The following is a 22,204-nucleotide window of genomic DNA, read 5'->3' on the forward strand; positions in this document are numbered from 1 at the left end:
ATTAGTCAATGGCGACATCCTGCCATTCCCCTTTCACCAATTCACGGGTAGACTTAAACCCGATCTCTTTCAGCAATTTGAATGCCTTTTCCCGTCCGTCGTTTACCAGGTCAGGATAATGGCAGTCGGAATTAACCATCACGGGGATGTTCATCTCTTTCAGTAATCCGAGGTACTCTTTCCGGGGAAATAGCTGTTGCTTTTTTTCCAGATTTTTGGTGTTTATTTCAACCATCAATCCTTTTTCAGCTATCAGGTCGAGGGTTGCTCTGAACGGTTCCTGATACCAGGCTGCGTCAAAAGAGAAACCTTCGCATTTGTGCCCGTTCATATATATTTTATCTATATGGCCGACAATATCGATACCGCCGGCTTCTATCATTTTTAGTGTCGAATCATAATAACGGGTTACCAACTTGCGGATATCTCCTTCAAAATAACGTTCTACCGATGCTTTATAATCAGCGAAGGAACCGTCGATACAGACCATATTCTCTTCACTCAGATGTTCTGAGATAGGAAGGAAATGGATGGAGCCGATGCGGTAGTCCAACGGAAGTTCCTGGAAATAAGGGACGGATGGGTTGTAGGTTTCATCCAGATAATCAATTTCCAGGGCTGTATATATTTCTAACCGGTCGCTGTATTTCTTTTTCAGCCGGTCTATTTCAGCCAGGTATTCGGGCATGTCGTTTTTCGACATGTTCCAGAAGGTCTCGAAGGGCAGGGGGGAGTGTGATGAAAATCCATACGCCCGGAAGCCATGGGATATAGCGAACTTTACAAAGTCTTCAGGCGTACTGCGCCCATCACAGAATGTACAATGACTGTGATAATTACTAAGTTGCATAAATATTCTATTGTCGATTGTTTTAGGAATACAAAGATAGAAAATCTTTCTGAACATATTGACCGGGACTGTTGTTTAATAGTTGAGAGATTGTTAAACAGGTGATAATTTATAAGAGATATGAACAGACGAGAAAGATTGGAACTGGAGGTTTCGAATATCCAGTCGAAGATAGATAATGCTCCGAAAGATATTCCTTCCCATATTTTAGATTCGTGGAGGAAAGATATAGTCAGTCTGGAGTTTGAGTTGAACAACCTTGTCGATAGCGAGGAAGATAATAATTACTGATAGGTATATTTATAGGTTAATAGATTGTTTTAGGAAGAAAAGAAGCGGAACATCCCCATGTTGCCGCTTCTTTTTTTCAATCTTTTATTTGATGACATTCAGCTCTTTACCAACTTTGATAAATGCTGCAATGGCTTTATCCAGATGTTCTTTTTCGTGGCCGGCAGACAACTGAACGCGGATACGGGCCTGGTCTTTCGGAACTACCGGATAGTAGAATCCTGTTACATAAATGCCTTCTTCCTGCATTTTTGCAGCAAAGTCCTGAGACAATTTGGCATCATACAACATTACGGCGCAGATAGCAGACTGTGTCGGTTTGATATCGAAACCGGCAGCCAGCATCTTATCGCGGAAGTAAGAAACGTTGTTCATCAGCTTAGTATGCAGTGCGTCGCTTTCTTTCAGAATCTTGAACATTTCCAGACTGGCTCCAACGATAGCCGGTGCTACTGAGTTAGAGAACAGATAAGGACGTGAACGCTGGCGGAGCATGTCGATAATTTCTTTTTTACCTGTAGTAAAACCACCCATAGCGCCACCGAATGCTTTACCTAATGTACCTGTGAAAATATCTATTTTTCCATATACATTATATTGTTCTGCCACACCGCGACCTGTCGGACCGGCTACACCGGCTGAGTGAGATTCGTCGACCATGACCAGGGCATCGTATTTTTCTGCCAGTTCGCAGATCTTGTCCATCGGAGCAACGTTACCGTCCATAGAGAAGACACCGTCTGTGGCGATGATGCGATGACGCTGTGCCTGAGCTTCCTGCAAGCAACGTTCCAGGTCAGCCATATCGGCGTTGGCGTAGCGATAACGTTTTGCTTTACACAAACGTACACCGTCAATGATGGAGGCGTGGTTCAACGCATCGGAGATGATGGCATCTTCTTCGCCGAACAACGGCTCGAACAAACCACCGTTTGCATCGAAACAGGCGGCATACAGAATCGTATCTTCTGTTTTGAAATAATCGGAAATAGCGGCTTCCAATTCTTTGTGCAAATCCTGTGTTCCGCAGATGAAACGAACGGATGACATACCGTATCCGTGAGAATCCATGGCATCTTTAGCTGCTTTAATCAGACGCTGGTTGTCTGACAGACCAAGGTAATTGTTGGCACAGAAGTTTAAAACATTACTTCCGGCATTTACTTTAATGTCGGCTCTTTGTGGCGTAGTGATAATACGCTCGTTTTTGTACAATCCGGCTGCTTTAATGTTAGCCAGTTCCTGTGTAAGGAAATCTTTCAGTTTACCGTACATAACTTTGTTTTTTGTTAGTATTTTTGAATCAAGTAGACTATTTAGTTAACAATTGATAGTTGAAAAGTAACAGTTAGTTCGTTTTTGTTACAAAGGACTGTCAACAGTTAATAGTCAACTCTCAACTGGTGAAGCAAAGGTCATATTTTTTTTTGAATATTAGCATGAAAAAACACAAGAAAATCGTGCGGGAACAATTTTATTCTCTATACCTTTGCCGCAGAAAAAACTTAAAAGAACAATAAAAACGCAATGAAGAATGTATTAATTATCGGTTCTACCGGTCAGATCGGCTCAGAGTTAACCATGGAGTTGAGAAAACGTTATGATGGCGACATCGTAGCAGGTTATATATCCGGAGCAGAACCCAAAGGTGAACTATTGGAATCAGGACCTTCTGCACTTGTTGACATAACAAATGAACAGCAGATCGCCGAGACAGTGTCTAAATATAAGATTGACACAATCTATAATCTGGCTGCATTGTTGTCTGCCGTTGCTGAAGCAAAGCCTCAGTTAGCCTGGAAGATCGGTATGGGTGGATTATTCAACGTACTGGAAGTAGCACGTGAAATGAAATGTGCCGTATTTACTCCGAGTTCTATCGGTGTATTCGGTAACAACACTCCGAAAGACAAGACTCCGCAGGATACGATCCGTAACCCGCGTACGATGTATGGTGTGACTAAAGTTTCCGGCGAGTTGTTGAGCGACTATTATAACATCCGTTTCGGTGTGGATACACGTTCGGTTCGCTTCCCGGGATTGATTTCTTACGTAACTCCTCCGGGTGGTGGTACAACTGACTATGCAGTGGATATTTATTATTCAGCCGTAAAGGGTGAGAAGTTTGAATGTCCGATCGCTGCCGGTACATTTATGGATATGATGTATATGCCGGATGCATTACATGCTGCTATCCAGATTATGGAGGCCGATCCTACACGTCTGCAACACCGCAACTCATTCAATATTGCTTCTATGAGTTTCGATCCGGAAATTATAGCAAACAATATCCGTAAATATATTCCTGACTTCCAGATGGAATACAAGGTTGATCCGTTGCGTCAGGCGATCGCTGATTCATGGCCCAATTCATTGGATGATACTTGTGCCCGTGAAGAATGGGATTGGAAGCCGACTTACGATCTGGATACAATGACTAAAGACATGATCGCAAAACTGAAAGAACGTTTCGGTAAATAACAAATATAAGAGGTTTGTTGATGGGAGGGGATATCCGGTTTAGGGTGTCCCCTTTATTTTTAAGTGGGGTGGGTAATAAAGTTTCCTGTAAAGGATACTTCATTTTATATGTTTTAGAGCATGTTTTGGCTAAATAATGTTAATGCGAGGCATTTTTCTTGCAAATATTATGCTGAATAACATAAAACCCCTATATTTGCACTGTGTTTTTCATGGTATTAGATTTAAGGTTAACAATGAAGATTGGCTGTCCGTGATGGATAGCCTTTTTTTGTTTATATGTGTCTGGATTTGCTATTTCGTAGAAACCATGTTACTGTATTTTTTCGGGTATCCTGAGAGGATTGCCAGTAAAGCGCCGAATCCCAATAAATAAGGATAGTATAGGTACTGCATAATCTCGAGAGGGGAGACCTGGCCTAATCCTGAAGCCATTAGCAACTGTGCCCCGTAGGGGATGATTCCCTGAATGAAACAAGAGAAAATATCCAGAATACTTGCGCTGCGGCGTGGGTCGACTTTAAAACGGTCTGCAATATCTTTTGCGATCGGTCCCGCCATGATCAGGGCAATCGTATTGTTTGCCGTACAGAGATTGGCAAAGCTGACCAATGCGGCGATACTCATTTCCGCTCCTTTGGAGGAATGGATGCGGGAAGTCAGTTTGAGGATGATCCAGTCGATACCTCCATTGTAACGAATCATTTCCAACATGCCTCCTGCCAGTAAAGTGACGATAATCAGTTCACCCATATTGGTTATACCGAGTCCCATCGAAGCTGTCCAGCCCCATATGTCGAAACCTCCCGTCAGCAATCCGACAATGCCGGAGAGCAGGATACCGATAAATAAGACCAGCATTACATTGACTCCGCAAATGGCGGCGACAAGGACTACCAGGTAAGGAACCACCTTTGTCCATTCGATCGCTCCGGTTGTGTAATTGCTGTCGATACCGCTTCCAACCAATACATATATTATACCTGTAATAATAGCGATGGGGAGAGCGATACGGATGTTCACTTTAAACTTATCATTCATGTTACATCCCTGTGTTCGGGTGGCAACGATCGTAGTGTCGGATATGAAAGACAGATTGTCGCCGAACATGGCCCCGCTTACAACCACTCCGAGCATCAGGGCATCGGGCATTCCCGTCTTATCGGCGATACCTACTGCCACTGGAGCGAGGGCAACGATTGTACCTACGGAGGTCCCGACTGAAATAGATATAAAGCAGGCAGCCAGGAATATACCGGCAGCCAACAGGTTTCCGGGCAGGATCGACATCGCCAGATTGACGGTCGCATCTACAGCCCCCATCGCTTTGGCTGTCTGGGCAAACGCCCCGGCGAGAATAAAGATCAGTACCATCAGCATGATATTGCTGTTGGCAGCTCCGCGGCAAAATTGTTCGATACGGTTGGACAGTTTTCCTCCCTTGGATATGGCGATAGCAACGACAGATGATATGACAAAAGCTACGGTGATAGGCATCTTATAAAAATCGCCTGCCAATATGGATACGACCAGATAGGTGAGCAGGAATACCAGTAAAGGTATGAGTGCCCAGGCATTAGGCGCATGATTTAAAGGAGAGTTAGAAGGAGAATCGCAACGCAATACGCACCCCTCCTTTCTTTATATTCGGTTCATCCAGATAGGTAAGCCGTCGGTAATAATCTATACGAAGAATCTTGAAGATGTTTTCCAGGCCGACGCTTGCTTCCATATAGGGTGTTTTACCCAAAGGACGTGTGCCGTCGGGCAGGAGGAACAGATTCGGTGTCAAGGCCGGATTGTTTTTATCCGTCAGTCCTCCGTAGATACCATTGAAAGAGATTACTTCGCGTAACCTTAGCCATTTGATACCCGGGATACGGTTTAATATCCAACCTTTTAAATAATAAGTTGCATTGAATGAAACATATTGGTCTGTCACAAACTCCAGGGCATTCATCATGTGGAATGCTTCCGGCTGGATAGTAATTGACTGGTTGGTATTCGGCAGGATCAGCAGCGGGAAAGGTACTTTGTTCCATACTTTTCCGGCTTTCAACTGCGTATCGATATGCCCGAACGAGGATAACCAGATACGTTTTTCCGCACTGACTTCCGTATGATTGTAGTTATATTCTCCACCCAGTACCCCTTTGATACCCAACTGATGTGACAGTTTGAAGATAGGAGCATCCTTCGACAGGTTGAAGACCGATTCTTTTCCGGAGCGTCCGTCGTAAGAGCGTTCACCGGGAGCGAAACGGAGTTGTGTTCCGATTTCAGAGGTTGTAATATCCTTTTTTTGAATCAATGTGCCGTCTGCTTCTTTCTCGATATATTTGAGCGTTCCGGCAGCCTGGTTATTCTGGTTATATACCCATGACCTCCACGTAAGGCCGTTCAGCCATTCTTTTTCGTACTGGAACATGGATTTGCGGATATACTGCATTTTAGTTACCGGTTCGCCTACTTTCCAGGCAACAAAGATGTTATCCTTGCTGGTGAAAAGGAAATCCTGTCCGGGGGTATATACGTCATATTCCTGGATAAAGGATAAATTATTGACCGGACTTTCTCCTTCGTGGTATAGTTTTTTGTTGAAGCTATGTGTCAGTTTTACATTGTATTTCAGTTTACGGTCGTTCGTTCCGTAGGCGAGATATCCGCTGGCGAACCAGTAAGGATTCAGATTGGCTGTCGTCATACCGCCGATACGTAAACGGACACCTTCCAGACTGTTACCGCTGATTGTCGTGTTCATCGGACCGAAGTCGAATTTGGTGGATTTTTTATCGCCGGCTGTCGGGATATATCCGGATATAAGTATTTCTGCTGTTTTGATGATTACATTGAATGCCGGGACTTTCCGGAGTTGGGCCAGCAGGTCGTCCAAGGCGTTTTCTTTTTCTTTCAGAGGCACATGGCGGTTGTTTATCCAGAAGGTATCGGGCTGTTCGATTGCCACAGGTAATGTATGGAGTGAACCCAGCAGGTTGAAAACGGAGTCTGCTTTCGCCTGTTCTATGTTGAAATTGTATTTGTCGTAATTCCTGAGTTGGTGCGCATAGAGCTGCTGGGCACCTTTTACCAGGTAGAAATTGACATAGGTGTTTTCGTTCTTTACTACCCAGGTGCTGTCCGGCATCCGTTCGAATTCCTGTTCGATACGAAGTTTGTCCACCCAGTTCAGGTTGATATTGGCGGGGGTGTTCAGCAGGAATTTTTTTAAGGCATAATTACCGTCAAGAGTGATGTATAACCTTCCGGTAAAACCGTAACTCTGGCTGTTGACCGGAACGAAAGCCAGGTCGACACATTTATCGCCTCCTATATCGAGGGTATCCATGATATAGTATTTATAATAGCTGGTAGCCAGGGTGGAGGACAAGGGGCTGACGAAACGGTTCAACAGGATATTGATATTATTATCGAAGATGTTGATGCCCTGAAATATCTCTTCCAGGTTGGAGGTGATGCCCCCGCCGTCATCCAGAGTCTGGTCGACGCCTTGCATACGTTTGCCTTTGACAATCGTTTTTTCTGTTTTCGGATGTTTCCGGTAATATCTATCTGCAATTGTTTCACGAACGGAAAGGGTCAGGATGGGTTTACCGTTAAATTCGGAACTGTCCAGGTAGTTCTTGATGAATTTGAATTTCTTCATGAACTTGTTTTTCTCGAAATCCGGGTTGAAGTCATCTAGGGAGAGAGAGAGTTTTTCGTATACCTCGGTTTGATATTCGTCCTTGGCTTCGATGCGGTTGTCGTTTTTGTGTTCGATTACTTTCTTAATCAGTTCGACGGCCGGATTGTCTTTACGGGAATATTTTTCTCTTTTGGGTTTGACGATAACTTCGGATATTTCGAAGGCGGTAGGACGAAGGTCAATGGTAAGCCCGTCATTCTTCTGTCCGGTTTTCAGGTCGAGTATTTTAGTGTCGTATCCTAATGATGCGACAGCCAGCTTGTTATAACCTTTATCGTTCTGTAAGGCGAAAGCCCCGTTGTCGTCGGTCATTGCCCCAATGGTTGAACCGTCAAAATAGACGGAAACAAAAGCCAAAGGTTCTCCGGTTATTGAATCCTTTACGATACCGGATGCAGAGGTCATGCTTTGCGCATATAAAACGGCAACACCGGTCACTGCCTGCAACAGAACCAATAATACTATTAAGTGAATTCTTTTTACCATGAAACTAACGTTATTCCTTCTCGGATAATGCAGTTGGCAAAGGTAAGCTTTTTCCCCGTAGGAGCGGAGTCAGCCTTATTAATAATATTTAATCAAGGAGGATGCAGGAGCCGTTTACAACGACTTTATATTCTCCCTATTTACCGGATTCTTGCCTTCCGGTGTGTATAAATGATCGATGCGGGAAGCATAGGCTTTTTCTACTTTTCCACGGACAATCTTCATTGTACTGTTAACCATGCCGTTTTGTTCGGTGAACGGTTCGGGCAAGACGGCAAATGTGGTGGGTAGCCAGCGATCGGGGAACATAGATGACAAGTCACCCCCTTTACGGAAACGGTCGATCTGTTTTTGGATGATACGGATGGCTTCTTCTTTTCCTTTTTCCGTATTCAGATCGAGTTGCAGGTGGGAGAGATGTCTTTTCAGATGGTCTTTGTTCGGTACAACCAAGGCAACCGTATAAGGATTCTGGTTGTTGTAAAGCAACAGTTGGTCGATGCAGGAAGAATGTTCAACCAATGCTTCTTCGATACCTTCCGGACTGTATTTTTCGCCATCGCTACCGATCAGCAGGCTTTTGAAACGGCCTAATACATATAATAAGCCATCTTTACCCATATATCCCATATCCCCGGTGTAAAGCCAACCGTCTTTAATGGTTTCGGTCGTAGAAGCCGGATTTTTCCAGTATCCTGCCATGACATTTTCTCCGTGGATAACAATTTCGCCTTTTTCTCCGAGGGGAAGTTCTTTACCTTCCTGGTCGCATATTTTCAGGTCAAGTGGTTGAACCAGTACGCCGCTGCTTCCAAACCTGTGGTGGCGCGGGCCGTTGGTCGAGATGACAGGGGTTGCTTCGCTAAGCCCGTATCCTTGATACATCGGCAGGCCGATGGCATAATAGAACTTTTGTAAATCCTTATCCAGCAGGGCACCGCCGCCGATAAAGAACTTCAGTTCGCCGCCAAAGTTTTCACGGACCTTAGAAAAGATGATACTATCGAACAGGCTTACAACCGGCTTTAGCAGGAACCGCCAGCCACGACCTTTGTCATCGCCGCCATCCCCATTATAGGTATATGCCACGTTCAGCCCCATGTGGAACAGACGGTTGACCATGTTACCCTGCGCCCGGATGCCTTGTTCGATATTCTTCTTGAAGTTCTTGGCAAGGGCCGGGACACTCAATATTAAATACGGCTTAAATTCCTTGATGTTTACAGGGATATTCTTTAACGTCTCCATACCGGTTCTTCCCACCTGTACGGTAGCTACCGAAGCTCCTTTATACATAAATATATAGAAGCCTACCACATGGGCAAAGCAATGGTCGAGCGGAAGGATAACCAGCGTGCGCCAGGTATCGTCGATATCTACGCAGGTAAGTGATTGCTCCACGTTAGCCGTGTAATTGCGATGAGTGAGGATAACGCCTTTCGGGTCGGCGGTTGTTCCGGAGGTGTAAGTGATTGTGGCATAATCATCGTTGGTAAGCGATTGTCCGATTGCCAGAAACTCTTCCAACGGATGCGCACTGAGGTATTCTTGCCCCATTTCTATTACTTTAGAGAGGGGAATTTCTTTTTCCTGATATTCTTTTTGGTCGTCGAAGATGATGATTTGCCGGAGCAACGGCAGTTTATCGACGATAGAACGTATTTTCTTCAACTGGTTGCCGGATACCATAATATATTTTACATCGGCATGTGTCAGACGGAACAACAGGTCGTTTGCCTCTTCCAGTTTGATAGAGAGGGGGACATTGGTGGCTCCGGCGTAGAACATCGCCAGTTCACCGATGATCCAGGCGTTGCGGCCTTCGCTGAGCAGGGCCATGTTGTCGCCTTTCATTACTCCCAGGGCAACCAGTCCGGCGCCCAGCGTGTAAACCTGTTCCCTTACCTGTGTGTAGGTGGTAGGCTCAAATTTGTTTGTTGTCTTTTCCCATAAGAACGGGTTGTCGGGATATTGTTTCACCGAGTTTTCAAAAAGGTCTACCAATGTTCTTTTCATGACATCTTCATTTTATCCAATTAGCTTTATATTGTCGGAACTGATAATCTCCGCGTTGTTTGTGCCTCTTATAATAATGCCATAGTCCAGATAAAAATCGTTTATGGCATCGATACTGAATATCGTACTATTGAATGCAGATAGTAAATTGGGAAATGAAACGATAGCGTATACTTCTTTTTCCTGAGGTAAAATGCATTTATCTTTAAAGAATTGAACGGTCTGCTTTATTTGCTCAATCATATTATTCGGATAATCGTTTCCTTTCCTGAAAGCAGCGATCTCGTTTTCTGCATATTTCATTTCTACAAAAAGAACCCAATCTGTATCTTTATAATTATCGGGGTAAATAACACATTCGCATTGACGGGCCTTTTTCTTTTTGCTGTATTGTAATGCGTTTTCGCCGAATGCATCCACAAGAATGGACATGGCCGAATCATTCCTTAAGCAAACAGAGTGGATTAGTTTTCCTGTATTCGGGTTAACCGGAACACGATCATGTACTTTCAGATTTTCGCTCGTGAACTTTTTCCAATCAACGATATGGATGCTTGTATATGAACATGGATAAACCTGATGTTGTTGTATAGAATCATTTATCCGTGTTTTCATTTTGTTCTTTTGATATACTTGAGCATTGCATAATATTCATCCATTACTTCATTCATTATTGTGTTGAAATAATGATCTCCGATTGTATTCAGTCTGCTATTCTTAATATCTACTAACTTACCATCTTTTATTTCCCATGCGGATACCAGCGACGGATCTATCCATGATTGTCGGCTAGCCAGACTTTCCTGTTCCGTTTTCGGCATTGTCTCTTTTACTTGAAAGCCTAACATGCAGTTATTCAGGGCATAAAGGATGTAGGGACTATGGGTGGTGAGAATTAATGAGTCGTCTTCACGTTGCTGAACACTGCTGATGAGATTGTATAGTATATCTCGTTGGGTAGACGGAAATAGATTAAGTTCCGGTTCCTCAATAAAGAATCCGGTACCTGCTGTTGCGATATATGGAATAATATATGGCTCTAGTTCTGTAAATTGTATGCCGCCATCCTGCTTACTTAAAGTACTTATCAAAATATTTAGAAATCTGGAATCCCTCTCCTTAGAAGCTATACTTCTTGGTTCTTCATTTGTATATATCCACTCTGCAAAATAAGATCGCAATACGACTAAAGGGATCATAGATTGTAAACCACTGGATGCATCCATTAGTTGAATAACGGTACCGTCCTGATTTTGAATATAATCCATATCGCTCTTTTCGTCATAGTAATAGTCTATCTCTAAAAAGGGCAGATGAATATGTTTCTTAGGAGTGAATATTTTGCGGGCATTGTTCCAGTCTGCCATAAAATTCCTTATGTTGTTGTTGGGCAGGCTGACTTCTTTCCAGTCGGAAATCATCGAAACAATATTTCTTTCGGCAGGAATATATGACAGTTTTATCCTTTTATATCCAAACTGGTTCTTCCAATTTATGACAGGTTCTTTATCTTTATATATATATTTCAGATTAATTGTTTCTGAATGATATTCTATTTCTGAAGTTTCCTTAAAATAGCCGGTGAGTTTGTGGAAACGAGCTAATTCTTCAATAAATACACCTTCTTTGAGGAAGTAATCAAAAGATTGATCTAATGATATTTTCTTTTCCACCCAAGAACAGTAACATGCAATTTTATTGATAGTACTTTTCCCCGAACTCTGGGGGCCCATGATTACATTGACTTTGTTTAGTTCAATGTCTGCATATTTTATCGGACCTATATTTTTAATTCTTAAATGTGGCATATTATATTCTTATATTAATTCTCGCAAATGTAAAGAAATATATTTGAACCGAGTTGCTTACAATGGTTTATTCGTGAGAAGTCTTTGTCTTCTCTATTTCTTCAAGCAGCATGCAGGCAGCCTCTACTGTACTCACATTTTTTATTACGATACTGCGCTTACCGTTCTGGTCCCGGAGATTACATTCGCGGGGATGTTTTTGTATAAAGGCCAGCAATTTGTCGAAAGCCTCGCTCTGATAGTACGGGCTTTCGGAGTTGGATATGAGGATGATGTTCATCTGCCCCTTCTTTAATACTACTTTTTCCATTCCCAGCTTCTTGGCCATACGGCGGAGGCGGACGATACGGATCAGTTCTTTTCCTTCCTTCGGAATTTTGCCGAAGCGGTCTTTCAGACGTTCCGTGAAGGCCAGTATATCCCGTTCTTCTTCCATATTATCCAGTTCGCGGTAGAGAGAGACACGTTCCGAATCGTTGGGGATATAGGTGGGTGGGAACATCAGTTCGAGGTCGCTTTCGATATGAGTTTCGCGGATATATTCGCTGCCGGAATCCCGTTTGCCGTTGTCGGAATCGGCATACAGGTCGGCAAACTCATCGCTTTTCAATTCATCGACAGCCTCTTCCAGAATCTTCTGGTATGTTTCATAGCCGAGGTCGGCGATGAAACCACTTTGCTCGGCTCCCAGCATGTTACCGGCACCACGGATATCCAGGTCCTGCATGGCGATATGGATACCGCTACCCAGCTCAGAGAAGTTCTCGATGGCCTGCAAACGCCGGCGTGCCTCCTGTGTCAATGAAGAAAGAGGCGGGGAGAGCAGGTAACAGAAGGCTTTGCGGTTGCTTCGTCCTACACGTCCGCGTAACTGGTGCAGGTCGGACAGGCCGAATTGCTGTGCGTTGTTGATGATGATTGTGTTGGCATTCGGTACGTCGATACCGCTTTCCACAATGCTGGTGGCGATCAAGACATCGTATTCGTAATTGACGAAATCGAGGATGATCTTCTCCAGTTTTTCCGGTTCCATTTGTCCGTGACCGACTGCTACGCGGGCATCGGGTACTTCACGGCGAACCAGATTCTCTATCTCGTAAATATTCTGGATACGGTTATTGATAAAGAAAACCTGTCCGTTACGGCTCATCTCGAAATTGATCGCTTCACGGATAATATCGGGGTTGAAACGCTCCACTTCCGTCTGTACCGGATACCGGTTGGGCGGGGGAGTGGTGATGCTGCTCAGGTCGCGGGCACCCATCAACGAGAACTGCAAAGTTCGCGGGATCGGTGTCGCTGTCATTGTCAGCGTATCCACATTCACTTTCATCTGACGAAGTTTTTCCTTAACGGATACGCCGAACTTTTGCTCTTCATCGATGATAAGCAATCCCAGGTCTTTGAACTTGACATCTTTGCTGACAATACGATGCGTACCGATCAGGATGTTCACCTGACCGTCGGCGACATCCATCAACGTCCTTTTGATCTGTGCCGTAGTCCTTGCCCGGCTGATATAATCGATCCGGCAGGGGAAATCTTTCAGACGCTCCGAAAAAGTCTGGAAATGCTGGAAAGCAAGAACTGTTGTAGGAACCAGTACGGCTACCTGCTTGTTATCGGAAACGGCCTTGAAGGCAGCACGGATCGCTACCTCTGTCTTGCCGAAACCTACGTCACCACAGATCAGGCGATCCATCGGACGTAAACTTTCCATGTCTTCTTTCACTTCGCTTGTCGCTTTCATCTGGTCGGGCGTATCTTCATAAATGAAGCTCGCTTCCAGTTCGTGCTGCATGAAGCTGTCCGGCGAGTAGGAGAAACCTGTCTCCTGTTTGCGTTGGGAGTAGAGAAGGATCAGGTCGCGGGCAATGTCCTTGACCTTCTTCTTTGTCTTTTCCTTCATCTTCTCCCAAGCACCGGTTCCCAGCTTGTTCAGCTTGGGCGGTTCGCCGCTGTCTTTTCCTTTATATTTGGATAGCTTATGCAGGGAATGTATGCTGACGAAGATGATATCGTTGTTCTGGTAAATCAGCTTGATAGCTTCCTGTATCTTGCCGTTTACTTCGGTGCGTACCAGGCCGCCGAACTGCCCGACGCCATGGTCGATATGCACGATATAGTCGCCGGTCGTGAACTGGTTCAGTTCTTTCAGTGACAACGAGAGTTTTCCGCTGCGGGCCTTTTCGCTTTTCAGATTGAACTTGTGGAAACGATCGAACAGCTGATGATCCGTAAAGAGACAGATACGCAGCGCGTCATCGGTAAATCCTTCATGGATGGTTTTGTTGACCGAAGTGAAAGGGATATTTTCTCCCCGGTCCTCGAAGATCGCCCGGATACGGGTTGCCTGTTTTTCTACGTCACTCAATATATATAATGTATAGCCACCCTCCAGATAGTTACGGAAAGAGTCGCTCACCATGTCGAAATTCTTATGGTAAATAGGTTGTGCCTGTGTACTGAATGTAAGGGTGGCATCCGCTACTCCTGCCGGGCGTGTACCGAAATGTATCCGGCGGAAGTTGAGGGCTGCCCGGAGGAAATCTTCTCCAGTCACCAGTCTGGCACGCATTCGGCTGATGTCGGCAAACGATTCTTCGTCACCGACAACCGGCTCTTCGTTCCACAGGCTACCGATACGTTCCTTCGTCCATGCCAGGTCTCTGGCTGCCAGGATTGTTTGTGCAGGCAGTGAATCCAGCAGCAGGGTGTTGGTACGGTCGCTTTTATTCATTTCCGGCACGATATAGATACTCTCCAGTTTCTCTTTGGAAAGCTGGGTTTCCACATCGAACGTACGGATTGTCTCCACTTCCTTTCCGAAGAAGTCGATACGGTAAGGAAATTCGTAGGAGAAAGAGAATACGTCCAGGATACTGCCGCGCAGGGCATATTGCCCCGGTTCGTAGACATAGTCCACCTGTTCGAATCCATATTCGTCGAGCACGTCGGACACGAACATATTATCCAGCTTCTCGCCGACACTGATCTTTAGAGTGTTCTTTTTCAGGTCGTCGCGCGATATGACCTTTTCAGCCAGTGCATCGGGATAGGAAACGATCACGAAGGGTGCTTCGGGGTCCTGGAGGACACTGAGCACTTCGGTCCGCAGTATTTCATTTGCCGGATCGATATGTCCGTATTTGATGGCCCGGCGGTAAGCGGACGGGAAAAAGTAAATCTCATTGCTTCCGGTCAGCTGCATCAGGTCGTGATAGAAGTAGCCGGCTTCTTCCTGGTCGTTGAGTATGCACACATAGTTGCCCCCTCTTTTTAAAAAAAGAGAAGCGATTGTCATTGCTGCGCCCGAGCCGTTCAACCCTTTCAGGAAAATGTTATTTGACGTATTACCGTTCAAAAGGGTATCCAATGCGGAAACTTGTGGGTGGGCGGCGAATATTTTAAGTAATTCTTGTACCTCCATTAAAATTGTTGTCTGTTGACAAGTAACAAATGACAGCAACAAATGTTACTGAAATGTTTGGCAAAGGTAGCTTTTTTGTTCAAAATAATATAGAGTAATAAGTTTAAATCAACTAAAATATGTACCTTCGCATTCGGGTTGATAACCGATTGCCGACAGTTCTGCGGGATAGTTGCAGTAAATCTGTCAACTGTCACTTGTCAACTGTCAATTAATAAAAGAAGTATATGTCAGACAGTATTGTTATTATTCCGACCTACAACGAGAAAGAGAATATTGAGAATATTATCCGTGCGGTATTTGGGTTGGAAAAGGAGTTTCATATTTTGATTATAGATGATGGCTCGCCTGATGGAACAGCGGATATTGTAAAGCGATTACAGAGTGAATTTCCTGAACGTCTTTTCATGGTAGAAAGGAAAGGCAAGTTAGGGTTGGGAACTGCCTACATTTGCGGTTTCAAATGGGCGATCGAACATAAGTACGACTTTGTCTTCGAAATGGATGCCGATTTCAGTCATAATCCGAATGATCTTCAGAAGTTATATGCCGCCTGCACGGAGCAGGGGGGAGATGTGGCTATCGGTTCGCGTTACAGCAATGGCGTGAATGTGGTGAACTGGCCGCTGGGACGTGTATTGATGTCATATTACGCATCTGTCTATGTCCGCTTCGTTACCGGGATGAAAGTACAGGATACGACTGCCGGTTTCAAATGCTACCGTCGCGAGGTGCTTGAGGCGATCGATCTCGATCATATTCATTTCAAGGGATATGCTTTCCAGATAGAGATGAAGTTTACGGCGTATAAATGTGGTTTCAAACTGGTGGAAGTGCCTATTATCTTTATCAACCGCGTATTGGGAACATCGAAGATGAACTCTTCCATATTCGGGGAAGCGTTGTTTGGCGTGCTTAAACTGAAGTGGTGGAGTTTATTCCGCAAGTATCCGCAGAAGAAGTAAAGGGGATAGCTGGTAATAGAGGACGGATTCGTTACAATTTTTTTCGCCATTATTATATTTGTCAGGATTAATTATGGTAAATTTGTTGCTTTCAGTACTAAATTCAATATCATGAAGCTTCTTACAAACACATTCTTGTTAGCCGCATTCTTGTTTTTACCCGTGCGTGTGTTCTCGCAAACACAGCAGGACGAACTGGAGCAGATCCGTCAGAACTATATCGGGACCTTGATCAGTTCCAATGATGAATCGGATTTACTCAACCGCATATTGTCCGGTATCCCGCCTGAGACGGAAATGTCTGATCAGGTCGTTGTGGAACTGCATCAGCGGTATCCCTTCAATATGGAGAAGATCAAAGGATATATGGAGAGTATAAATGAAGACGGTTCCTGGCCGGATATCAACTATACAGATACCAAACGCTCCGGATGGGATGCCAAGAAGCATGCCGACCGTATACTGGAACTGGCAAAACTCTATCATGCCGAAGGACCTTCGTGCACCTGGTCGCCCCGCTTCTCTACGGTTATTCATCAGGCGCTCGGTTATTGGTTCCGCACGAAACCTGTTTGCAAGAACTGGTGGTATAACGAGATCGGCATCCCGAAAACGTTCGGGCCGGCTTTCCTGCTGCTCCGTATGCAGATGACACCCGACGAACTCAAAGAAGCTGTGAAAGTAATGGATAACGCCCGTTTCGGCATGACGGGGCAGAATAAAGTCTGGCTGGCAGGAAACGTACTTGTCAAAGGCCTGCTGACAGACGATTATGCCTTGGTAAAGGCTGCCCGCGATACGATCATCTCTGAAATAACCACCGGGCGTGAGGAAGGTATTAAAAGCGACTGGAGCTTCCACCAGCACGGGCCGCAACAGCAGTTCGGCAACTACGGGCTGGCTTATCTCGGTGAGATGAGTTTCTATTCAGGATTGTTTGCCGGGACTTCCTTTGCTTTGAATGCCGAACAGCAATCTATCCTGAATAATTTATTAACGGAAGGCTATCGCTGGATTATCTGGCGCGGCTATATGGATGTGAATGCCCTCGACCGGCAATTGTTCCATAATGCCCCTATTCATAAAGCGTTGGCGATAGGATATGCCGCCAGTTCACTGAAGAAGGGCAGCACACCGGGCGATGTGCAGAAGATGGATGATTTCCTGAATGACAATTTCCCTCCCCAACCTGCGCAGGGGACAGCCTTTACCGGACAGAAACATTTCTGGGATTCAGACCAGACTATCCATCGCGCACCGGGGTGGATGGCCTCTGTCAAGATGGCTTCCAAGCGGGTGATCGGTACTGAGTTAGTAAATGAAGATAACCTGAAAGGCTTTTATATGGGTGACGGCGCTACTTATATATACCGTAACGGCGATGAATATCTGAATGTGTTCCCGTTCTGGGACTGGCGTAAGGTCCCGGGTATTACTTCGTATGAAAGCGATGCGCCTATCCCTTCTCCCCGTACTTACGGGGCTCATGTCCGTAATGAAACGACTTTTGTCGGTGGTGTAACGGATGGCAGTACAGGCATGACCGCCATGATCCTGAACCGTGACGGAGCACATGCCCGCAAGTCGTGGGTTATCACGGACGATTTTGTGTTATGCCTTGGGGCGGGGATTCAGACCGACAGTACGCTGAACCTGGCGACATCGATCGACCAACGCTTGAAACAGGGGGAGCTGGCTTATTGGGAAAATAACCGTTGGAATCCTGTCGACGGAACCGTTACGATCACCGGGAAGGCTCCGCGTTTCTATCATGACAGTACCGGTTATATCCTGATGCAACCTGAAAACAGTGTGGCGATCTCAGAAAAACGTTCCGGCCGTTGGTCCGACTTTATGGGTTCATATATACCGCAAACGGTGGAAGGGGAGGTGGTCTCTTTATATATCCGCCATCCGAAAGAGCTACCCGCCACTTACCAATACCTGATACTGCCGGCCTCTTCGGCAGACCGTACAGCCACTTTCCAGACGGATGATATCCGGGTGCTTCGCAATGACGAGGTCATGCAGGCCGTAGCAGCCGGCAACCGTTTCTATGTCACCGCATATCAGGAAGGAACCATCCGCCTGTCGGATGATATAACACTGGTGGTACATACACCGGGTATCTATATGCTTTCTCCGGAAAACGGGAGACTCCGTATAGAGGCAAGCGATCCGACACATACACAATCGTCCTTGTCTTTAACGATCAATGACTACGATTTGAAGATAATGGTTCCTGCCAACCAGGCTCCCGGCCAGCCTGTTTCCGTTACTCCGGTTATCAGCGCGCCGTTGGTAAAGTCGATTTCCGTAGATGGCAAAAAAGACGACTGGCAACAGATACCTGTTTCCGTGTCGGGCCTGACCGCTCCCTGGAACGGGGCTGCTAAAGACCGGACCCGGTTCTCTGTCTGCCACGACAAGAAGAACTTATATTTCCTGTATGAAGTAGCCGATACTACCATTATATATAATAATGAAAAGACCGAGGCTTCGGTTGGGAGCAGTGACCGTATCGAGTTTTTCTTCAGCAAAGACCCGGCTATGGGCGATTATTATTGTGCGGAGATCGATCCGCGCGGAAAGGTCATGGACTATCATGCAAAGTTCTACCGCCAGTTTGATTTCGACTGGAACTTTAAAGGACTGAAACTGGGAACACATACCGGCAAAGACACTTATATCGTGGAAGGCTCCATCCCCTTGAAGAGCCTGGAAGAAATGGGCGTGATCTCACCGGACGGCGAGATACGTTTCGGTGTATACCGTGCCGATTATTACGGGCCGCAAGAGGAACAGGTGATCTGGTCGTCCTGGATCATCCCCGATGCCGCTAATCCAGATTTCCATATACCGTCTTCTTTAGGAGTATTGAAATTGCGGTAAGGGGTGGTTTGGAATTTATCAGAATTGAGAAGTATATTGTCATTATTATAAGTAATAGAGGAGAATATAAACAGTATTTTTGCTTGCATGTAAGATCAATGTAATTGCTTAATTCATGTATTATGGCGAAAATAACACACTTATTCTCTTTATGTATTCTTGTTTGTTTAGGTCTTTTGTCATGTAATAAGACAGAGACGTCTGCAAATCATCCATCCTTTGCCAGTATCGAGCAAGGCTTCCGTTCAATACCCGATAGTGTACAGACCGGTGTCTATTGGTACTGGATTTCTGATAATATATCGAAAGAAGGGGTGGAACGTGACCTGGAAGCCATGAAAGTGGCTGGTATTAATCGTGCGTTTATCGGGAATATCGGTATCGATGGCATCCCTTACGGCGATCATAAACTGCTGAGTTCCGAATGGTGGGAAGTGCTGCATGCCGCTTTGAAGAAAGCCACGGAACTGAATATAGAAATCGGAATATTCAACAGTCCGGGATGGAGCCAGTCTGGTGGTCCGTGGGTAAAAAGTTCACAGGCTATGCGTTATCTGGCCTCTTCAGATACGATTGTCGCCGGACCAGGACGTATGCAACTGACGCTACCTTCCGTTGGAAAAGATGAACAGGACGTCTGCGTTATCGCTTATCCGGCATTGGATAAGCCAGTGGCGGAAAAAAGCTGGGCGATAAATAAGAAGTCAGGGCAATCGTCCTCCTCCGTTCTGGTCTTTGATAAGGAAGCAACCGTCCGCACACTGATCTACCGGGTAAATACACCTTTTAAAACGACCGCCAAGCTGTGGGTGAAAAAAGGAGGAAAGGAAGAATTGCTGAGACAATTCGTGATCGACCGTAGTAACCCGGCACTGAATGTAGGCTTTGTCCCTTATGCGCCGGTCGTTATTTCCCTTCCGGAGACTTCCGCTTCACAGTTCCGCCTGGAAATGTCTGAAGAAGGAGAGGCTGCCGGAAATGTAACCCTTACATCTTCTCCCATGATGGAACGCTACCCGGAGAAATCGCTGGCTAAGATGTTCCAGACCCCGCTCCCTATGTGGGATGACTATCTCTGGGAAAAACAGCCTGCCGTTAGTGATGCCTCTTTGATGGTTTCGCCGGATGCGATAAAGAACGTGACTGAATTTTCAAAGAACGGTGTGTTGGATTGGGAAGTGCCTGAAGGTAAGTGGGTGATCCGCCGGATGGCGATGTTGCCGACAGGTGTAACCAACTTGCCGGCTGCTCCCGAAGCTACAGGGCCTGAGATCGATAAGATGAGCAAGAAACATGTCGCTTTCCATTTTGATGCCTTTATCGGTGATATACTGAAACGCATTCCGGAGGCTGACCGTAAAACATTTAAGGTAGTTGTCCAGGATAGCTATGAAACCGGAGGACAGAACTGGACTGACGATATGATCAGCGTATTTAAGGAACGTTACGGATATGACCCCGTTCCGTATCTTCCGGTTCTGGAAGGTACAGTGGTCGGTAATCCTGATATTTCAGACCGCTTCCTGTGGGATTTGCGCCGTTTGATAGCCGATCGTGTTTCTTACGATTATGTAGGTGGCTTGCGTGATGTTTGTCATCAGCATGGATTGACGACCTGGCTGGAAAATTACGGTCATTGGGGATTCCCGGGCGAGTTTCTGCAATATGGCGGCCAGTCCGACGAGATCGCCGGCGAGTTCTGGAGCGAAGGTTCCCTGGGGGATATCGAGAACAGGGCGGCTTCTTCCTGCGGACATATTTATGGCAAGAGACGTGTCTGGGCCGAGTCGTTTACAAGCGGCGGACCTGCTTTCGGCCGTTATCCGTATCAGATGAAGCAGCGTGGGGACCGTTTCTTTACGGAAGGGATAAACAGCTCTTTACTGCATGTATATATCCACCAGCCGTTTGAAGACCGCGAACCGGGACTGGATGCCTGGTTCGGTAATGAATTTAACCGGAAGAATACCTGGTTCAGCCAGATGGATGTCTTTACCGGCTATCTGAAAAGATGTAACTTCATGTTGCAACGCGGCGATTATGTGGCAGATGTAGCTTACTTTATCGGAGAGGATGCTCCGAAGATGACCGGTATCTGTACGCCTGAACTTCCTGCCGGTTATTCCTTCGATTATATTAATGGGGAAGTTTTGTTGCAGCGGGCATCGGTGGAAGACGGCCGGATTGTTTTGCCTAGCGGAATGAAATATCGTTTGCTGGTATTACCCCAACTGGAAACCATGCGTCCGGAAATTTTGCAGAAGATAAAGGAACTGTTGCAGGCTGGCGCCTGTGTGATAGGGCCTGCTCCGAAATATTCTCCGAGCCTGAGTGATTATCCGGCTGCCGACCGGAAAGTGCAGGCACTGGCTTCCGAGCTTTGGGGCGACCAGACAGAATCCGTACGGACAATAGGTAAAGGCCGTCTGTTTATGCCGGCGACTTCCCTGCAACCGGTATTGGAAGCCTTGAACGTAAAACCGGATATGCGTGTTAATTCCGGTACGCCTGTTTTGTTTATCCACCGTGCTACGGATGAGGGTGATATTTATTTTATCTCGAATCAAAGTGAAACTCCGGTTGATATAAACCCGTCCTTCCGTGTAGCCGGAAAATTACCGGAACTGTGGAATCCGCTGACAGCAGAGATACGTCTTTTGCCGGAGTTTACCTGTGCCGACGGAGTAACTACCGTACCGGTTCGTCTCGAAGGCTTTGAAAGCTCCTTTATTATCTTCCGTAAAAAAGGCACGCCGGCGAAAACAACTGCCCGGAATTATCCGGTTAAAGAGGTTCTGGCAACCGTTAGCTCTCCCTGGCAGGTCGATTTTGAAAAAGGGAAAAGAGGACCGGAAGAAGCTGTAACCTTCCCGGCATTGCAGGACTGGACAGAAAGTACAGACCCGTCCATCCGCTATTTCTCAGGAAAAGCAATCTATACCAACCGGATCACCTTGGATGAACTGCCTCAGAAGGCGCTTTATCTGGATCTGGGCAAGGTGATGGTCATGGCGAAAGTAAAGATCAACGGACAGTATGTTGGCGGCGTATGGACAACCCCTTACCGCCTGCCGGTTGGAGACTTTCTACGTAAAGGGGAGAACCTGATCGAAGTGGAAGTCGTGAATAACTGGAGGAACCGCCTGATCGGTGACGCTTCGTTGCCTGAAAAGGAACGCGGCACCTGGACAAACGTGAATCCCTGGAATGCAGATTCGCCTCTACAATCGTCCGGTTTGATCGGACCGGTGGAAATACAGGCCTATTCTTACGAATAAC

The 22,204-nt window shown here is 45.9% G+C and carries 13 protein-coding genes; 5 read left to right on the plus strand and 8 right to left on the minus strand.

What is annotated here, in order from left to right; all coding sequences use genetic code 11:
* Window position 1 precedes the first annotated feature (1 nt).
* Window positions 2-850 (minus strand): histidinol-phosphatase, encoded by an 849-nt coding sequence (locus C825_RS13660; protein ID WP_044214576.1) that lies wholly within the window; start codon window positions 848-850, stop codon window positions 2-4.
* Between the two features lie 120 nt (window positions 851-970).
* On the opposite strand from C825_RS13660, the gene C825_RS13665 reads away from it, so the two are divergent.
* Window positions 971-1,141: a hypothetical protein gene (locus C825_RS13665; RefSeq protein WP_007656129.1), complete on the plus strand. Its 171-nt coding sequence runs from the start codon at window positions 971-973 to the stop codon at window positions 1,139-1,141.
* 84 nt (window positions 1,142-1,225) lie between these two features.
* Here C825_RS13665 and kbl read toward each other — a convergent pair whose 3' ends face one another.
* Window positions 1,226-2,416, minus strand: a complete 1,191-nt coding sequence (gene kbl, locus C825_RS13670) for a glycine C-acetyltransferase (protein WP_010802868.1) — start codon at window positions 2,414-2,416, stop codon at window positions 1,226-1,228.
* A 252-nt stretch (window positions 2,417-2,668) separates the two neighbouring features.
* On the opposite strand from kbl, the gene C825_RS13675 reads away from it, so the two are divergent.
* Window positions 2,669-3,622, plus strand: a complete 954-nt coding sequence (locus tag C825_RS13675) for an NAD-dependent epimerase/dehydratase family protein (protein ID WP_007656131.1) — start codon at window positions 2,669-2,671, stop codon at window positions 3,620-3,622.
* A 294-nt stretch (window positions 3,623-3,916) separates the two neighbouring features.
* Here the strand turns inward: C825_RS13675 and C825_RS13680 are convergent, their stop codons facing one another.
* The 6 genes from C825_RS13680 to mfd all read right to left on the minus strand — a co-directional run bounded on the left by C825_RS13680 (window position 3,917) and on the right by mfd (window position 15,068).
* Entirely contained in the window at window positions 3,917-5,245 is a 1,329-nt protein-coding gene (locus C825_RS13680) for a Na+/H+ antiporter NhaC family protein (RefSeq protein WP_007656136.1), read from the minus strand.
* Entirely contained in the window at window positions 5,223-7,814 is a 2,592-nt protein-coding gene (locus C825_RS13685) for a DUF5686 and carboxypeptidase-like regulatory domain-containing protein (RefSeq protein WP_010802871.1), read from the minus strand. Before C825_RS13685 ends, C825_RS13680 begins: the two co-directional genes overlap by 23 nt.
* Before the next feature lie 114 nt (window positions 7,815-7,928).
* The gene (locus C825_RS13690) at window positions 7,929-9,830 is read right to left on the minus strand and encodes an AMP-dependent synthetase/ligase (RefSeq protein ID WP_010802872.1); all 1,902 of its coding nucleotides are present in this window, start codon (window positions 9,828-9,830) and stop codon (window positions 7,929-7,931) included.
* 12 nt (window positions 9,831-9,842) lie between these two features.
* Window positions 9,843-10,445 (minus strand): hypothetical protein, encoded by a 603-nt coding sequence (locus C825_RS13695; protein ID WP_010802873.1) that lies wholly within the window; start codon window positions 10,443-10,445, stop codon window positions 9,843-9,845.
* A complete protein-coding gene (locus C825_RS13700) occupies window positions 10,442-11,638 on the minus strand; it encodes an AAA family ATPase (RefSeq protein ID WP_010802874.1) in 1,197 nt (398 codons plus the stop codon). The genes C825_RS13695 and C825_RS13700 overlap by 4 nt, the downstream gene beginning before the upstream one ends.
* 67 nt (window positions 11,639-11,705) lie before the next feature.
* The gene (mfd, locus tag C825_RS13705) at window positions 11,706-15,068 is read right to left on the minus strand and encodes a transcription-repair coupling factor (RefSeq protein ID WP_010802875.1); all 3,363 of its coding nucleotides are present in this window, start codon (window positions 15,066-15,068) and stop codon (window positions 11,706-11,708) included.
* A 227-nt stretch (window positions 15,069-15,295) separates the two neighbouring features.
* On the opposite strand from mfd, the gene C825_RS13710 reads away from it, so the two are divergent.
* The 3 genes from C825_RS13710 to C825_RS13720 all read left to right on the plus strand — a co-directional run bounded on the left by C825_RS13710 (window position 15,296) and on the right by C825_RS13720 (window position 22,203).
* Window positions 15,296-16,033, plus strand: coding sequence for a polyprenol monophosphomannose synthase (locus tag C825_RS13710; RefSeq protein WP_010802876.1), 738 nt, complete (start codon window positions 15,296-15,298; stop codon window positions 16,031-16,033).
* A gap of 111 nt (window positions 16,034-16,144) precedes the next feature.
* Window positions 16,145-18,925 (plus strand): polysaccharide lyase family 8 super-sandwich domain-containing protein, encoded by a 2,781-nt coding sequence (locus C825_RS13715; protein WP_010802877.1) that lies wholly within the window; start codon window positions 16,145-16,147, stop codon window positions 18,923-18,925.
* A gap of 122 nt (window positions 18,926-19,047) precedes the next feature.
* Window positions 19,048-22,203, plus strand: a complete 3,156-nt coding sequence (locus tag C825_RS13720; RefSeq protein WP_010802878.1) for a glycosyl hydrolase — start codon at window positions 19,048-19,050, stop codon at window positions 22,201-22,203.
* Window position 22,204 lies beyond the last annotated feature (1 nt).

Source organism: Parabacteroides sp. ASF519 (assembly GCF_000364265.2).
GTDB lineage: Bacteria > Bacteroidota > Bacteroidia > Bacteroidales > Tannerellaceae > Parabacteroides > Parabacteroides goldsteinii.

Excerpts from the sequence above, each read along its gene's own strand:
- C825_RS13700 (WP_010802874.1), bottom strand. The coding sequence starts at position 11,638 with ATGCCACATTTAAGAATTAAAAATATAGGTCCGATAAAATATGCAGAC.
- C825_RS13665 (WP_007656129.1), top strand. The coding sequence starts at position 971 with ATGAACAGACGAGAAAGATTGGAACTGGAGGTTTCGAATATCCAGTCG.
- C825_RS13690 (WP_010802872.1), bottom strand. The coding sequence starts at position 9,830 with ATGAAAAGAACATTGGTAGACCTTTTTGAAAACTCGGTGAAACAATAT.
- C825_RS13675 (WP_007656131.1), top strand. The coding sequence starts at position 2,669 with ATGAAGAATGTATTAATTATCGGTTCTACCGGTCAGATCGGCTCAGAG.
- C825_RS13695 (WP_010802873.1), bottom strand. The coding sequence starts at position 10,445 with ATGAAAACACGGATAAATGATTCTATACAACAACATCAGGTTTATCCA.
- mfd (WP_010802875.1), bottom strand. The coding sequence starts at position 15,068 with ATGGAGGTACAAGAATTACTTAAAATATTCGCCGCCCACCCACAAGTT.
- C825_RS13720 (WP_010802878.1), top strand. The coding sequence starts at position 19,048 with ATGGCGAAAATAACACACTTATTCTCTTTATGTATTCTTGTTTGTTTA.
- C825_RS13685 (WP_010802871.1), bottom strand. The coding sequence starts at position 7,814 with ATGGTAAAAAGAATTCACTTAATAGTATTATTGGTTCTGTTGCAGGCA.
- C825_RS13660 (WP_044214576.1), bottom strand. The coding sequence starts at position 850 with ATGCAACTTAGTAATTATCACAGTCATTGTACATTCTGTGATGGGCGC.
- C825_RS13710 (WP_010802876.1), top strand. The coding sequence starts at position 15,296 with ATGTCAGACAGTATTGTTATTATTCCGACCTACAACGAGAAAGAGAAT.
- C825_RS13715 (WP_010802877.1), top strand. The coding sequence starts at position 16,145 with ATGAAGCTTCTTACAAACACATTCTTGTTAGCCGCATTCTTGTTTTTA.
- kbl (WP_010802868.1), bottom strand. The coding sequence starts at position 2,416 with ATGTACGGTAAACTGAAAGATTTCCTTACACAGGAACTGGCTAACATT.